The organism is Hydrogenophaga sp., from assembly GCF_050182545.1.
In the GTDB taxonomy this organism is placed as follows: Bacteria; Pseudomonadota; Gammaproteobacteria; order Burkholderiales; family Burkholderiaceae_C; genus Hydrogenophaga.
This window is the reverse complement of the sequence record NZ_JBFXCD010000007.1, coordinates 14544-27661: the sequence shown is the minus strand read 5'-3', so window position 1 is coordinate 27661 and position 13118 is coordinate 14544. Positions and strand designations below refer to the sequence as shown.

General features: G+C 67.1%; 12 protein-coding genes. 6 read left to right on the top strand and 6 right to left on the bottom strand.

Features of this window, described 5'->3' with window-relative positions:
- Positions 1-30: 30 nt before the first annotated feature.
- Positions 31-987 (top strand): LysR substrate-binding domain-containing protein, encoded by a 957-nt coding sequence (locus AB7P10_RS09430; protein ID WP_428293586.1) that lies wholly within the window; start codon positions 31-33, stop codon positions 985-987.
- Between the two features lie 57 nt (positions 988-1044).
- On the opposite strand, the gene AB7P10_RS09425 is transcribed toward AB7P10_RS09430, so the two are convergent.
- A complete protein-coding gene (locus AB7P10_RS09425) occupies positions 1045-2163 on the bottom strand; it encodes a mechanosensitive ion channel family protein (protein WP_428293585.1) in 1119 nt (372 codons plus the stop codon).
- A 20-nt stretch (positions 2164-2183) separates the two neighbouring features.
- Positions 2184-3692, bottom strand: a complete 1509-nt coding sequence (locus tag AB7P10_RS09420) for an AMP nucleosidase (protein ID WP_428293584.1) — start codon at positions 3690-3692, stop codon at positions 2184-2186.
- A gap of 56 nt (positions 3693-3748) precedes the next feature.
- On the opposite strand from AB7P10_RS09420, the gene AB7P10_RS09415 reads away from it, so the two are divergent.
- The gene (locus AB7P10_RS09415) at positions 3749-5029 is read left to right on the top strand and encodes an MgtC/SapB family protein (protein WP_428293583.1); all 1281 of its coding nucleotides are present in this window, start codon (positions 3749-3751) and stop codon (positions 5027-5029) included.
- Here AB7P10_RS09415 and gorA read toward each other — a convergent pair.
- The gene (gorA, locus tag AB7P10_RS09410) at positions 5019-6428 is read right to left on the bottom strand and encodes a glutathione-disulfide reductase (protein WP_428293582.1); all 1410 of its coding nucleotides are present in this window, start codon (positions 6426-6428) and stop codon (positions 5019-5021) included. The genes AB7P10_RS09415 and gorA overlap by 11 nt on opposite strands.
- On the bottom strand, positions 6425-7330 hold the full coding sequence (locus AB7P10_RS09405; RefSeq protein WP_428293581.1) for a LysR family transcriptional regulator: 906 nt from the start codon (positions 7328-7330) through the stop codon (positions 6425-6427). Before AB7P10_RS09405 ends, gorA begins: the two co-directional genes overlap by 4 nt.
- 102 nt (positions 7331-7432) lie before the next feature.
- Between AB7P10_RS09405 and AB7P10_RS09400 the strand changes: the two genes are divergently transcribed.
- Positions 7433-7756 (top strand): glutathione S-transferase N-terminal domain-containing protein, encoded by a 324-nt coding sequence (locus tag AB7P10_RS09400; RefSeq protein ID WP_428293580.1) that lies wholly within the window; start codon positions 7433-7435, stop codon positions 7754-7756.
- Positions 7753-8715: a pyridoxamine 5'-phosphate oxidase family protein gene (locus AB7P10_RS09395; protein ID WP_428293579.1), complete on the top strand. Its 963-nt coding sequence runs from the start codon at positions 7753-7755 to the stop codon at positions 8713-8715. Before AB7P10_RS09400 ends, AB7P10_RS09395 begins: the two co-directional genes overlap by 4 nt.
- Here AB7P10_RS09395 and AB7P10_RS09390 read toward each other — a convergent pair.
- Positions 8709-9560, bottom strand: coding sequence for a 3-hydroxybutyryl-CoA dehydrogenase (locus AB7P10_RS09390; protein ID WP_428293578.1), 852 nt, complete (start codon positions 9558-9560; stop codon positions 8709-8711). The two genes, AB7P10_RS09395 and AB7P10_RS09390, sit on opposite strands and share 7 nt — an antisense overlap.
- A gap of 155 nt (positions 9561-9715) precedes the next feature.
- Here AB7P10_RS09390 and AB7P10_RS09385 point away from each other — a divergent pair, with 155 nt between their 5' ends.
- Entirely contained in the window at positions 9716-11422 is a 1707-nt protein-coding gene (locus tag AB7P10_RS09385) for a GMC family oxidoreductase (protein ID WP_428293577.1), read from the top strand.
- A complete protein-coding gene (locus AB7P10_RS09380; RefSeq protein WP_428293576.1) occupies positions 11367-11666 on the top strand; it encodes an antibiotic biosynthesis monooxygenase family protein in 300 nt (99 codons plus the stop codon). The genes AB7P10_RS09385 and AB7P10_RS09380 overlap by 56 nt, the downstream gene beginning before the upstream one ends.
- A 50-nt stretch (positions 11667-11716) precedes the next feature.
- On the opposite strand, the gene rocF is transcribed toward AB7P10_RS09380, so the two are convergent.
- A complete protein-coding gene (rocF, locus tag AB7P10_RS09375) occupies positions 11717-12634 on the bottom strand; it encodes an arginase (protein ID WP_428293575.1) in 918 nt (305 codons plus the stop codon).
- Positions 12635-13118: the final 484 nt, after the last annotated feature.

Below are 13118 nucleotides of genomic sequence, written 5' to 3'. Positions count from 1 at the left end.
GATTCCATAATCGAATCAATTGAGGACCCCATGAAGCAAACACCCTTTTCCTCGCCCGTTACCGGCGTGCGCCTGTCGCACCTGCAGTTGTGCCGCGCGTTGGCGGCGTCCGGCACCGTGCACGAAGCCGCGCGCATGCTGCACCGCACGCAGCCCGCTGTGACCAAAATGCTGCAGGACCTGGAGGCCTCGCTCGGTGTGCGTCTGTTCGAGCGCGGCCGCCTCGGCACGCGGCCCACGCAGAGCGGCATCGCGTTTCTGCACCGCGCCGAGGTGATGCTCAACGAGTGGGGCATCCTGCGCGACGAGTTGCAGGCCATTGAAAATGGCGAGGCCGGCATGCTGCGCGTGGGCGCCACGCCGGTCTTGTTGCTGTCCCTGTTGCCACGCGCGATGGGCCGATTTCTGGAGCGCCGCCCCGGCATGGTGGTGCGGTTCCGCGAGGGCTCCATCCACGATCTGCTGCTCGCGCTCGATGCGGGCGAGGTGGATTGCGTGGTCGGTCGCTTTTCTGGAGAGCTGCTGGCCAGCGAGCCCATGCGCACGCTGCGCGTCGAACGGCTTTACGACGAAGCGCTTGCCATCGTCGCCGGCGCGAGCCAGCCGCTGGCGCGTCGGCGGCGGCAGATCGGTTGGCGGGAGCTGGCCGATGCGCGCTGGGTGCTGCCACCCCCGGAACTGGTGACGCGCCAGTTGCTCAACACCGAGTTCATCCGTGGTGGCGTAACACCGCCCAGGCCCTTGATGGAATCGTCATCGTTCACCAGCAGCCTCGCGCTGGCCCATGAGCTCGAAACCCTTGCGCTGGTGCCGCTGGACGCCGCGCGCCTGGCCCAGCGGCATGGCCTGGTGCGGGTGCTGCGCACGCCCATGTCGTCCTTCTCGGCGCCCATCTCCATCGTGCAGCGCCCGAGTTCGCTGCAGGGCGAGGTGTATGCCGACTTCCTGGCGGCGGTGCGCGCGGTGGCCGCGCGGGTTCAGGCGTAGCCATCCGGATGGTCGGGCGGCCCCATCACCCCATTGAGGCTGGGTGCTCGCCTGGGCTCAGACCTGGCCTCGCGCGGGCTCTGACAGCGCGGTTTCCGGGGTCGATGCCACATGCAGCGTCTGCGTGGGAAAGGCCACTTCCGCGCCATGCGCGGCAACGATGCGGCCGATCTTCAGCAGCACGTCCTGTTTGACCTCGTGGTATTCGACCCAGGCGCGCGTCTTGGTGAAGCCGTAGATCATGATGTCGAGCGAGCTGGCGCCGAACGCGTTGAAGTTGACAATCAATGTCTCGTTGGTGTCGATGCCTTCGTGTGCGAGCAGCATGGCCTTGATGTCCGCCACCACGCGGTCGACCTGGTCGAAATCGTCGTAGCGCAGGCCCAGCGTTTCCTTCAGGCGGCGGTGGCTCATGCGCGACGGGTTTTCCACCACGATGCTGGTGAACACCGCGTTGGGCACGTAGATGGGGTTCTTGTTGAAGGCGCGGATGCGGGTGTGGCGCCAGCTGATGTATTCCACCGTGCCCTCGATGCTCTTGTCGGGCGAGCGAATCCAGTCGCCGACGCTGAAGGGCCGGTCCAGGTAGATGGTGAGTCCGCCGAAGAAATTCGCCAGCAGGTCTTTCGCGGCCAGGCCCACGGCCAGGCCGCCCACGCCGCCCAGCGCCAGCAACCCGCCGATCTTGAAACCCAGCGTCTGGGCGATGGTGATCACGGTGACCACGAACACCAGCAGGCGGGCGAGCTTGCTCAGCGCGTCGAAGGTGGTGGCGTCAAAGGGCTCGCCCCTGGCGCGGCTGCGCGATTCGGCGGTGTGCGTCACCTGCACCACGAACTTCCAGAGGAACCAGGCCACGCAGAGAACGATGCCGACGTCGTGCACCTGCCGGACAGCGACGAGCACCTCGGCGTCCTCGGTCCAGTGGGGCTGCAGCAGGCGCGCCATCCAGCCCAGGCTCACCAGCCAGATGACGGCTTGCACCGGCAGGCGCGCGGCGTTCACCAGGGCCTCGTCCCAATGGGTGGACGAGCGCTGTGCCAGGCGGGTGGCGTGCCTGAGCAGCACGCGCACGATCAGGCTGGCCAGCAGGGTCAGCAGCACGATGGCGAGCGCGGTGGCCAGCCACAGCTCGGTATGCAGGAAGCGGTTGAGAAACGCGGCGAGATCGTTCATGGGGATGGTGTGCCCATGGCTTACTGGAACGCCACTTCGGCAAAGCTGCGCAGCTTGCGGCTGTGCAGCTGGTCGGTGCCGCCTTCGCGCAGCAGCTGGATGGCGCGGATGCCGATGCGCAGGTGCTGGTCCACGCGCTCGCGGTAGAAGTGGTTGGCCATGCCGGGCAGCTTGATCTCGCCGTGCAAGGGCTTGTCGCTCACGCACAGCAGGGTGCCGTAGGGCACGCGGAAGCGGAAACCGTTGGCGGCGATGGTGGCGCTTTCCATGTCCAGCGCGACCGCTCGCGATTGCGAGAACCGGCGCTGCGGCCGGTTGTCGGGCAGCAGCTCCCAGTTGCGGTTGTCGGTGCTGGCCACGGTGCCGGTGCGCATGATGCGCTTGAGCTCGGCCGGTGGCACGCCGGTCACGTCTGCCACGGCGGCCTCGAGGGCTAGCTGGATCTCGGCCAGCGCGGGGATCGGCACCCACAGTGGCAGCTCCTCGTCGAGCACGTGGTCCTCGCGCACGTAGGCGTGGGCCAGCACGTAGTCGCCCAGCTGCTGGCTGGTGCGCAGGCCGGCGCAGTGGCCGAGCATGAGCCAGGCGTGCGGGCGCAGCACGGCAATGTGGTCGGTGATGGTCTTGGCGTTGGCCGGGCCGACGCCGATGTTGACCATGGTGATGCCACTGCGGTCCCCGCGCATCAGGTGGTAGGCCGGCATCTGGGGCAGGCGCGGTGGCGCGTGACCGAGCTCGTCGCCGGGCTCCGCGGCCAGACCGGCGCGGCGCATGACCACGTTGCCGGGTTCGACAAAGGCGACGTACTCGCTGTCGGGGTCGGCCATCTCGGCGTGGCCGAGTTTGATGAACTCGTCGATGTAGAACTGGTAGTTGGTGAACAGCACGAAGTTCTGGAACCACTCGGGCGCGGTGCCGGTGTAGTGGCGCAGGCGCTGCAGCGAGTAGTCCACCCGCGGCGCGGTGAACAGCGAGAGCGGGTGCGCCTCGCCGGGCCGGGGTTCGTGCGTGCCATTGGCGATGCCGTCGTCCATGGCGGTGAGGTCGGGCAGGTCGAATACATCGCGCATGAGCGCGCGGCGCATCAGGTCCATGCTGCCTTCCACATGGTCGTGCTCGGCGAACGAGAAATGGATCGGGATGGGTTGTGTGCTGGTGCCGACCTCAAGCTCGCCGCCGTGGTTGGCCAGCAGCAAGTTGAACTGCTCCAGGTAGTAGTCGCCGTAGAGGTCAGGGCGGGTGAGGGTGGTCTCGAAGCGACCCGGGCCCGCCACGAAACCGTAGCTCAGGCGCTTGACGGGCGGGCTGTCGGGCTTGGCGCCCTGGCGCAGCACGCTGTGCGTGTGCAGCCGCACGTAGGGGTAGCAAGCGCGCACGTGGGTCAGGGTGAAGTCCTCGCCGGCCACGAAGTCGCGCATGGCCTGGCGCAGGAATTCCACGTTGTCCTGGTAGATGCGCTGCACCTGAGCCAGGGCCAGGGCGGCGTCCGTGAAGAAGAGCGGGGCGGTGAAGGCGGGCGTTTTTTGCATGGTGCTATTGTGGCGTGGTGGTGTGTCCGCACCGCAAGCACCGACGAGGAAACCGCATGCCCGATGCCGCCACGCCTGCCCTGACCGGTGCCGCCGCCACGTTGGCGGCCGCGCTGGGCTGCGGCTTGCTGATCGGCGTGGAGCGCGAGCGCCGCAAGGGTGAGGGCCCGGGTCGCGCGCTGGCCGGCCTGCGCAGCTTCGCGCTGGTGTGCGTCACCGGCGCGGCCGCGGCGCTCACGCAGATCACGGGCGTCGTGGTGGCTGGCGCGGCCTTTGTCGCCGCCCTCACGGTGGTGGCGTACTGGCGCGACCGCTCCGATGACCCGGGCGTGACCACCGAAGTCGCCCTGCTGCTGACCTACCTGATCGGCGTGCTGTGCGCCTGGCAGTTGCCACTGGCCGCCGCGCTGGCCGCGGGCCTGACGGTGGTGCTGGCCGGGCGCGAGCGCATGCACCGTTTCGTGCGCCACTGGCTGACACCGGCCGAGGTGCGCGATGGCATCGTGCTGGCCGCGCTGGTGTTGGTGGCCTTGCCCCTGGTGCCTGATCGCCCGTTGTGGGGTCCGGTGCTCAATCTGCACGTCGTGATGCAGCTGCTCGCGCTGTTGCTCGCTGTGCAGTCGCTGGCCCACCTGGGGCGCCGGCTGCTGCGCGCGCGCCATGCGGTGGCGCTGTCCTCGCTGGCATCGGGTTTCGTGTCCAGCACCGCCACGATTGCGAGCCTGGGACTGTCCGTGCGGGAAAGCCCGTCGGGCGCGCGGATGATGGCCGGGGGCGCGCTGTTGTCTTGCGTGTCGACCCAGCTGCAACTGTTGCTGGTGGCTTCTGCCGTGAAGCCCGCCTGGCTGGCGGTGCTCTGGTTGCCGGCGCTGGCGGCGGCTGCACTCGCCGCAGCCTGGGGCTACTGGCTGGTGCACGGCGCGGCGACCGGTGCAACCTCCGGCGAGGTGTCCGGGCCGCGCGCGCAAGGTAGGCCAGGTGGCGATGACGAACGCATGTTCAGCCTCAAGGGCGCGGCGGTGGTGGCTGTGCTGCTGGCCGGCGTTCAGGCGCTGGTGCACGGGCTGGAGCTGTGGCTGGGCACGGCCGGGCTGTACACCGGCACCTTGCTCGGCGCGCTGGCAGACCTGCACGCGGCCCTCGCGGCGGTGTTCACCGCGTCGCAGCCCACCGCCCCGGCCGGCCTGGCGGTGATGCTGGCGCTGGCGGTGCATGCGCTGAGCAAGAGCGTCACCGCGGGCGTGGCCGGTGGTGCGCGTTACCTGGCCTGGTTCGCGCCCGGGCTGTGGGCACACACCCTGCTGGGCGTGGTCCTGCTGTGGTTCCTCAGGCCCTGAGGGGCTCGCGCATGGTCACGAACTCCTCGGCCGCCGTTGGGTGGATGCCGATGGTGCTGTCGAACACGGCCTTGGTGGCGCCGGCTTTCATGGCCACGGCGAAGCCCTGCACGATCTCGCCGGCCTCGGCACCGACCATGTGCAGGCCGACCACGCGGTCGCTGGCCGTTTCCACCACCAGCTTCATCAGCGTGCGCTCGCCGCTGCCGGAGAGCGTGTGTTTCAGCGCCTTGAATTCGCTGCGGAAGATGGTCACGTCGCCAAACTTCTCGCGCGCGTCGGCTTCGCTGTAGCCCACGGTGCCAATGCTCGGATGGGTGAACACGGCCGTGGGGATGAACTCGTAGCCCATGCTGCGCGGTGCCTTGCCGGCGGCCGGTCCGAAGAGCTGGTCCACCACCACCATGGCCTCGCCCAGCGCCACCGGCGTGAGCTGCACCCGGTTCGTGACGTCGCCAATGGCATAGATGCTTGGCACGTTGCTCTGGTAGCGCTCGTTGACGATCACTTCGCCCTGCGCACCCTGGGCCACGCCCACGGCCTCCAGGCCCATGTCCTTCACGTTGGGCACGCGACCGGTGGCGTACAGCACCGCATCGGCCGCGAGCACGGCGCCGCCCTCGCATTCCACGCGCAGGCCGTCCGCCGTCTTGCGGACATCGACCACGTCGGCGTTCAGGCGCAGGTCCACACCAGCCTTGACCATCTCGCCGGCCACGAAATGACGAACCTCGTCGTCGAAACCCCGCAGCACCTGCTGGCCGCGGTAGAGCTGCACCACCTTCGACCCGAGGCCGTTGAAGATGGACGCGAACTCGCAGGCGATGTAGCCACCGCCCACCACCACCAGGTGTTTTGGGAAGGGTTCCAGGTCGAAGATGTCGTTGGAGGAGATCACGTGCTCGCGCCCGACGAAGTGCGGCACATGCGGCGTGCCGCCGGTGGCGATCAGGATGTGTTTTGCGGTGAACTCCTGGTGGCCGGGCGAACCGTCGGCGTTGAGCGTGGCCAGCGCGATCCCGTGCGGGCCGGTGACGCGTGCGAAGGCATCAAACACACTCACGCCCGAGCCACGCAACAGGTTGCTGTAGACGCCGTTGAGGCGGCTGATTTCCTGCGCGCGGTTCTTCTTGAGCGTGGCCCAGTTGAAAACCGGGGGCGTGCTTTCCCACCCAAAGCCGTGGGACTCTTCGAACGCATCGCCGTAGTGCGCCGCGTAGCTGTATAGCTTCTTCGGGATGCAACCCACGTTGACGCAGGTGCCGCCCAGGCCGTCGGTGCCCAGCACCTCGGCCAGCGCCACGCGTGCGCCGCGCTGGGCTGCCATGCGCGCGGCGCGCACGCCGCCGCTGCCACCGCCGATGACGAAGAGGTCGAAGTCGTGGGAAGTGTTGCTCATGGGTGGGATGTCCTGGGCTCGAAGCCTTTGAGTTCCTGTCGGATGAAATCGATAAAGGCGCGCGTGCGCGCGGGCAGCAGGCGGGCATGCGGATACACCACGTGGATCGGCCGTGGCGCGTCCTCGAAGTGGTCCAGCACGATCTGCAATGCGCCGGCCTGAAGCAGCGGCGCCACCTGGTAGGAAAGAAACTGACCGAAGCCGGCGTGGGCCGCACAGGCCTGCACGGCGGGCGCAATGTGATTGAACTCGAGGTTGCCGTTGACCGCCAGCCTGAAGGTCTTTCCACCCTCGCGGAACGGTCCCCATGTGGGGGACTGGCCCATGAGGCGCACGCAGTTGGCCTTGAGCAGATCGTTGGGGTGCGACGGCTGCCCGTGCTCGCGCAGGAAGGCCGGACTGGCGACCACCACGCGGCGAATCTCGCCCACGCGCTGCGCAACCAGGCTGGAATCCTCCAGCACGCCGATGCGGATGCCCAGGTCTATGCCTTCTTCCAGCAGGTTCACCACCCGATCCAGCAGCACCACGCGGCAGTGCATGTGGGTATGCCGCTGCACGAAGCGGGTGACGATGGGCGCCACATGCATCTGGCCGAACAACACCGGGGCGGTGACCGTGAGCAGCCCGGTGGGTTCGGCCGCGTCGTTTTTCAGATCGGCTTCGGCGTCGTTGACGGCTGCCAGCAACTGGCGGCAACTCTCCAGGTAGCGTCGCCCTTCTTCGGTCAGCGATATGCGGCGCGTGGTTCGGTTGAACAGTCGCACGCCGAGATCGGCCTCGTAGGCGGCCAGCGTGCGCACCACCGCCGGCAGCGAGGCACCCGATGCATGGGCTGCGGCGGTCAGGCTGCCGGCGTCGGCGATCTGCACGAAAGTGGTCATGGCGCGGAACTTGTCCATGTGGCATTAGACCGATTTCCGGAGTAGTGATGTGCGAGCAAGGGTATTTGTGAATGTGTTGGCAGCAAAGAAGATTGCATCTTTCCCACCCCGGAGCCACCCATGAAGCCTTCCATTCAGCTGCACCGCAGCGCCATTTCCGGCCATTGCCACCGCGTCGAACTGCTTCTTTCGCTGCTCGGCCTGCCGTTCGAGCGCATCGAAGTCGACCTGGCGCAGCGGCAGCACAAGTCGCCCGAATTTCCCGCCATGAACCCACTGGGCCAGGTGCCGGTGCTGCGCGACGATGAGCTGACGCTGAGCGATTCGAACGCCATCCTGGTCTATCTCGAAGCCCGGTACGCACCCGGCCAGTGGCTGCCGCGCGTCGAGGCCTTGTCGGGCTTTGTGCCCATGGTCCGTTCCCCTGTGGGCCTGGCGGCATGAACGCGCCAGCGGCCTTCCATGAGGGCGAGCAGGCGATGCAGGCGCGTGCCGGCATGCAGGCGCAGATGGCGCAGATCGGACCGCGAGTGCTGCGCGACCACATGCCCGAGCAGCACCGCACGTTCTTCGGACTCCTGCCCTTCGTGGTGGTGGGCAGCCTGGACGCGCGGGGCCAGCCCTGGGCAGGTGTGCTGGCAGGAGCGCCCGGTTTCATGTCATCGCCCGATCCGACGCACTTGCACGTGCGCGCCCGACCCTTGCCGCACGACCCCCTCAATGCCACGCTGCACGACGGTGCGCCACTGGGCCTGCTCGGCATCCAGCCGCACACGCGCCGGCGCAACCGCATGAACGGCACGGCGAGGCTTGAAGACGGTGGCTTCGTGGTCGAGGTCGGCCAGAGCTTTGGCAACTGCCCGAAGTACATTCAGGCGCGCGAACCGGTGTGGATGCCCCAGGCGCCTGCCGGGCAGCTGGCTTATGAAGGGCCTGTGCTCGACGAAGCCTCACGCCGGCTGGTCCGCGCGGCCGACACCTTCTACATCGCTACTGCCCATCCCGAGGCGGCATCGGGCGGCGAAGCGCGCCATGGAGTGGACGTGTCGCACCGGGGCGGCGCACCGGGTTTCGTGAAGCTGGAAGGTGATGTGCTGACCGTGCCCGACTTCATGGGCAATCACTTCTTCAACACCCTGGGCAACATCGCTGTGCACCCCGCAGCGGGTCTGCTGTTCATGGACTTCGAGCGCGGTGACCTGTTGTACCTCGCGGCGCAGGCACAGGTGCTGTGGGACGGTGACGAACTCGCGTCCTTCGACGGCGCGTTGCGCCTGTTGCGCATGCGGGTGACGCATGCGCGACGGGTGCAGGGGGTCTTGCCGCTGCGCTGGGGTGTGGCCGAGCGGTCGCCGCATCTTGATGGCACGGGAACGTGGCCGCGCGCCCAGGACGGTCAGTAGGTGTAGACGCCGCGCCCGGTCTTGCGGCCGAGATAACCCGCAGCCACCATTTCCTTGAGCAGCGGGGCGGGGCGGTACTTGCTGTCGTTGAACTCGGCCATGTAGACGTTCATCACCGCCAGGCACACGTCCAGCCCGATCATGTCCGCCAGCGCCAGCGGGCCGATGGGCTGGTTGGTGCCGAGCTTCATGCCGGCGTCGATGTCCTCGGGCGTGGCCAGGCCTTCGGCCAGCACAAAGAAGGCCTCGTTGATCATGGGCACCAGGATGCGGTTGACCACGAAGCCGGGCGCGTTCTTCACCGTGATTGGCGACTTGCCCAGCGCCACCGCCAGGGCTTTCACCGCGTCGTGCGTGGCATCGCTGGTCTGCAGGCCTCGGATGATTTCCACCAGCGCCATCATGGGCACCGGGTTGAAGAAGTGCATGCCGATGAAGCGGTCCGGCCGCTGCGTGGCCGCGGCCAGCTTGGTGATGCTGATCGAGCTGGTGTTGGTGGCCACGATGACCCCGGGCGCGAGCAGGCTGTCGAGCTGCTGCAGGATCTTCACCTTCAGGCCCTCGTTTTCGGTGGCGGCCTCGATCACCAGCTGTGCACTCTTGAGGTCGTCGTAGTGGGTCGATCCCTGGATGAGCGCGAGCGCCTTGTCCTTGTCGGCGGCGGTGATCTTTTCCTTCTTGATCAGGCGGTCGAGGCTGCCGGCCACTGTGGCCAGGCCCTTGTCCACCGCGGCCTGCGCGATGTCGACCATGACCACGCGGATGCCGCGGGTGGCGCAGGCCTGCGCGATGCCATTGCCCATGGTGCCCGAGCCGATGATGCCGACGGTGTTGATGCTGTTCATGAAAGCGCTGCTCCTGTTCAAAAAATCGGTGTAAACCCGGCGTCGCCGGCGTGTCTTTCCTAGGCGGTTCTGCCTAATCCGGCAGAGGGGGGCGTGCTACCTTGCCCGGTGATTGTCGCGCACCCTTTCCGGCGCGCGGCGCCACGGAGACAGACATGTACGACTACATCATCGTGGGCGGTGGATCTGCCGGCTGCGTGCTGGCGTCCCGCCTCAGCGAAGACCCCGCCCTGCGGGTGGCTCTGATCGAGGCCGGTCCGCCGGACAGCAGCGTGCTCATTCATTGCCCGGCGGGTCTGGCGGCGATGGCGAAGTTCGAGCTCAATGGCTGGGGCTATGGCACCGTGCCGCAGCCCGGTCTTAACGGTCGGCGCGGTTACCAGCCCCGCGGCAAGGTGCTGGGTGGGTCCAGCTCCATCAACGCCATGATCTACGCGCGCGGCCACGCCAGCGACTACGACAACTGGGCCGCGCAGGGCAACCCCGGCTGGTCCTTCGCCGACGTGCTGCCTTACTTCAAGCGCGCCGAGCACAACGAGCGCGGCGCGGACGCGCTGCATGGCCAGGGCGGACCTCTCAACGTGATGGACCTGCGCAGCCCGAACCCGTTCCTGCCGGCCTTCATCGAAGCCGGCGTGCAGGCTGGCCACGCGCTCAACCGCGATTTCAATGGCCCCGAGCAGGAAGGTGTGGGGACCTACCAGGTCACGCACCGCAACGGTGAGCGCTGCAGCGCCGCCAAGGCCTACCTCACGCCGCACCTGGACCGACCCAACTTGCAGGTGATCACGAATGCGCTGACCACCCGCATCGTCACCGACACCGAGGAAGGTGGCGTGGTGCGCGCCGTGGCCGTGGAATACCGGTCGAATGCCGGGCGCGGCCCGCTGCAGATCCTGCGGTTGAGGGAAGGCGGCGAGGTGGTGTCGAGCGCGGGCGCCTTCGGTTCACCGCAACTGCTCATGCTCTCGGGCATCGGGCCGGCGGGGCACCTGAACGAGCTTGGCGTGCGCGTGGTGCGCGACCTGCCCGGCGTGGGCGAGAACCTGCACGACCACGTGGACGTGGTGATCGTCGTCAACGCGCCGAAAATCAAGGACTTGTTCGGGATCTCGCTCACCGGCATGGTGCGCGCCGTGCGCGGCATCTTCGAGTGGCGACGACAGCGCAGCGGCATGCTCACGACCAACTTCGCCGAGGCCGGCGGTTTCATCCGGAGTGCGCCCGGCGAGGCGATCCCGGATCTGCAGCTGCACTTCGTGGTCGGCAAGCTGGTGGATCACGGGCGCAAGACGGTGTTCGGTCACGGGTATTCGTGCCACGTCTGCCTGTTGCGACCGAAGAGCCGGGGCACGCTGCGCCTGGCCAGCGCCGACCCGCAGGTGGCGCCGCTGATCGACCCCGCCTTTCTGCAGGATGCCGACGACACGGCGCGTCTCGTGCGCGGCTTCAAGGCCATGCGGCAACTGCTGCAGCAGCCGGCGCTGGCGCGCCACGGAGGCACCGAATCGGCGGTGTCGGCACAGGCGCAGAGCGATGCGCAGATCGAGCAGTTCATCCGCAACCATGCGGACACGATCTATCACCCGGTGGGTACCTGCAGGATGGGGCGGGGCCCCATGGACGTGGTGGATGCGCGGCTGCGCGTGCACGGTGTGGCCGGTCTGCGGGTGGTCGACGCCTCGGTCATGCCCAGCGTGGTGGGTGGCAACACCAACGCGCCGGTGATCATGATGGCGGAGAAGGCGGTCGATATGATGCGCGAGGATCGCATTGCCACAGACCAGCCGAACCAGGAGCAGCACCATGATTCTCGAACACGCGGACATCCGCATCGACCCCGCGAAGAGCTCAGCCTTTGAAGAGGCCATCCTTCGCGGCGTGACCACCGTGGTCGCGAAGTCGAAGGGCTTCAAGGGCTTCAAGGTGAACCGCAGCATCGAAAGCCCGGGTCGCTACCTGCTGATGATCTATTGGGACACGCTGGAGGACCACACCGTGGGTTTCAGGGGCTCCGACGCCTTCGCGCAGTGGCGCGCCATCGTCGGCCCGTTCTTCGCCCAGCCACCGGTGGTGGAGCACCTGGAACTCGTGGGCAAGAGCTGACTGTCTCTGCGCCGACAAAGTCGCACTAAGGTGGTAACAAGATTACAACCTTAGTTCTTGCGCATCAGCGTCGACTTGCCAAACAGGCTTTCGATCAGGTCCACCGCCAGCATGGCGGTGCGGTTGCGAACATCCAGCGCAGGGTTGAGTTCCATCACATCGAGTGAAGCGAGCCGGCCGGTGTCGGCGATCATCTCCATGCACAGCTGCGCCTCGCGGTAGGTTGGGCCACCGGGCACGGTGGTGCCCACGCCGGGCGCGATCTCGGGATCGAGGAAATCAACGTCGAAGCTCACGTGCAGGTGGGTGCTGTCGTCCAGACCCTGCAGCGCCTGATCCATCGTGTGGCGCATGCCCATTTCGTCGATGTAGCGCATGTCGAACACCTCCAGGCCCGCCTGGTGCACCAGGCGTTTCTCGCCCGCATCCACGCTGCGAATGCCGATCTGCCGCACCACGCTGGCGTTGATGGCGGGCGTGGTGCCTCCAATACCCGTGAGTTCCGGTGGCCCCATACCGCACAGCAGCGCCACCGGCATGCCGTGGATGTTGCCGCTGGGAGTGAGCGCGGCGGTGTTGAAGTCGGCGTGGGCGTCCAGCCAGAGCACGCGCAGCTTTCGGCCCGTCTCCCGGCAGTGGCGCGCCACGGCGCTGATGGATCCAAGTCCCAGGCAGTGGTCGCCACCGAGCACGATGGGCATGCGACCCTGCGTGAGTTCGGCGTGCACCGCTTCATGCAGGGCCAGGTTCCAGGCCACGACTTCCGGCAGGTGGCGGTAGCCGTCGGTCGGTGGTTGCCAGGGGTTGGCGGGGCCTGTGAGATTGCCCCGGTCAATCACCCGCAGCCCATGGCCCTCCAGCACGGCGGCCAGCCCCGCCACCCGCAGGGCCTCAGGCCCCATGGAGGCTCCCCGGGCGCCTGCGCCGATGTCGGTCGGCGCGCCGATGAGACTGATGTCTTTTGGCATGACGGTATTGTGAGCGAGATGGGCTGCGACGGATCGGCAGGCGTCGATGCCGTGTCAAAAGGTATGGGGTGTTACCAGACGCCTTGCCGATGCCTTCGACGGCCGCCGCACGACGTCGCGGGGTGGCTTTTCTGATTGGAATTTAGTTACCAATCCACACCGTCTGTACGCAGCCAAGCGTCGTTTGGCGGGCAATACTCCTTCCACGCTTCGCGCACATCCGTCCATCCGTGTGAGAGTAATCACGCCATCCCCGGTGGCCGAAACTTCTCTTAAGTGTGGAGTGTGATCTTTCACCCAGAAACCCCTTTTTGCTTGCCCGACATGGCGTGCAGCAAGGTGCTCTTTGTGATGCCGCAACGCACAGCTCCGGCCCTATGGATTGCGCTGCACAGCAGTGCTCTTTCATCGGCGTCTTGACATTGCCACCTGCTCTTCTTTCTTGTTTCATGAATCACTTCCAGACTCCTTCTTGCAAGTTCTC

Coding starts and splice junctions, on each gene's coding strand:
- AB7P10_RS09390 (WP_428293578.1), bottom strand. CDS start 9,560: ATGAACAGCATCAACACCGTCGGCATCATCGGCTCGGGCACCATGGGC.
- rocF (WP_428293575.1), bottom strand. CDS start 12,634: ATGCCAAAAGACATCAGTCTCATCGGCGCGCCGACCGACATCGGCGCA.
- AB7P10_RS09415 (WP_428293583.1), top strand. CDS start 3,749: ATGCCCGATGCCGCCACGCCTGCCCTGACCGGTGCCGCCGCCACGTTG.
- AB7P10_RS09425 (WP_428293585.1), bottom strand. CDS start 2,163: ATGAACGATCTCGCCGCGTTTCTCAACCGCTTCCTGCATACCGAGCTG.
- AB7P10_RS09400 (WP_428293580.1), top strand. CDS start 7,433: ATGAAGCCTTCCATTCAGCTGCACCGCAGCGCCATTTCCGGCCATTGC.
- gorA (WP_428293582.1), bottom strand. CDS start 6,428: ATGAGCAACACTTCCCACGACTTCGACCTCTTCGTCATCGGCGGTGGC.
- AB7P10_RS09385 (WP_428293577.1), top strand. CDS start 9,716: ATGTACGACTACATCATCGTGGGCGGTGGATCTGCCGGCTGCGTGCTG.
- AB7P10_RS09395 (WP_428293579.1), top strand. CDS start 7,753: ATGAACGCGCCAGCGGCCTTCCATGAGGGCGAGCAGGCGATGCAGGCG.
- AB7P10_RS09405 (WP_428293581.1), bottom strand. CDS start 7,330: ATGGACAAGTTCCGCGCCATGACCACTTTCGTGCAGATCGCCGACGCC.
- AB7P10_RS09430 (WP_428293586.1), top strand. CDS start 31: ATGAAGCAAACACCCTTTTCCTCGCCCGTTACCGGCGTGCGCCTGTCG.
- AB7P10_RS09380 (WP_428293576.1), top strand. CDS start 11,367: ATGATTCTCGAACACGCGGACATCCGCATCGACCCCGCGAAGAGCTCA.
- AB7P10_RS09420 (WP_428293584.1), bottom strand. CDS start 3,692: ATGCAAAAAACGCCCGCCTTCACCGCCCCGCTCTTCTTCACGGACGCC.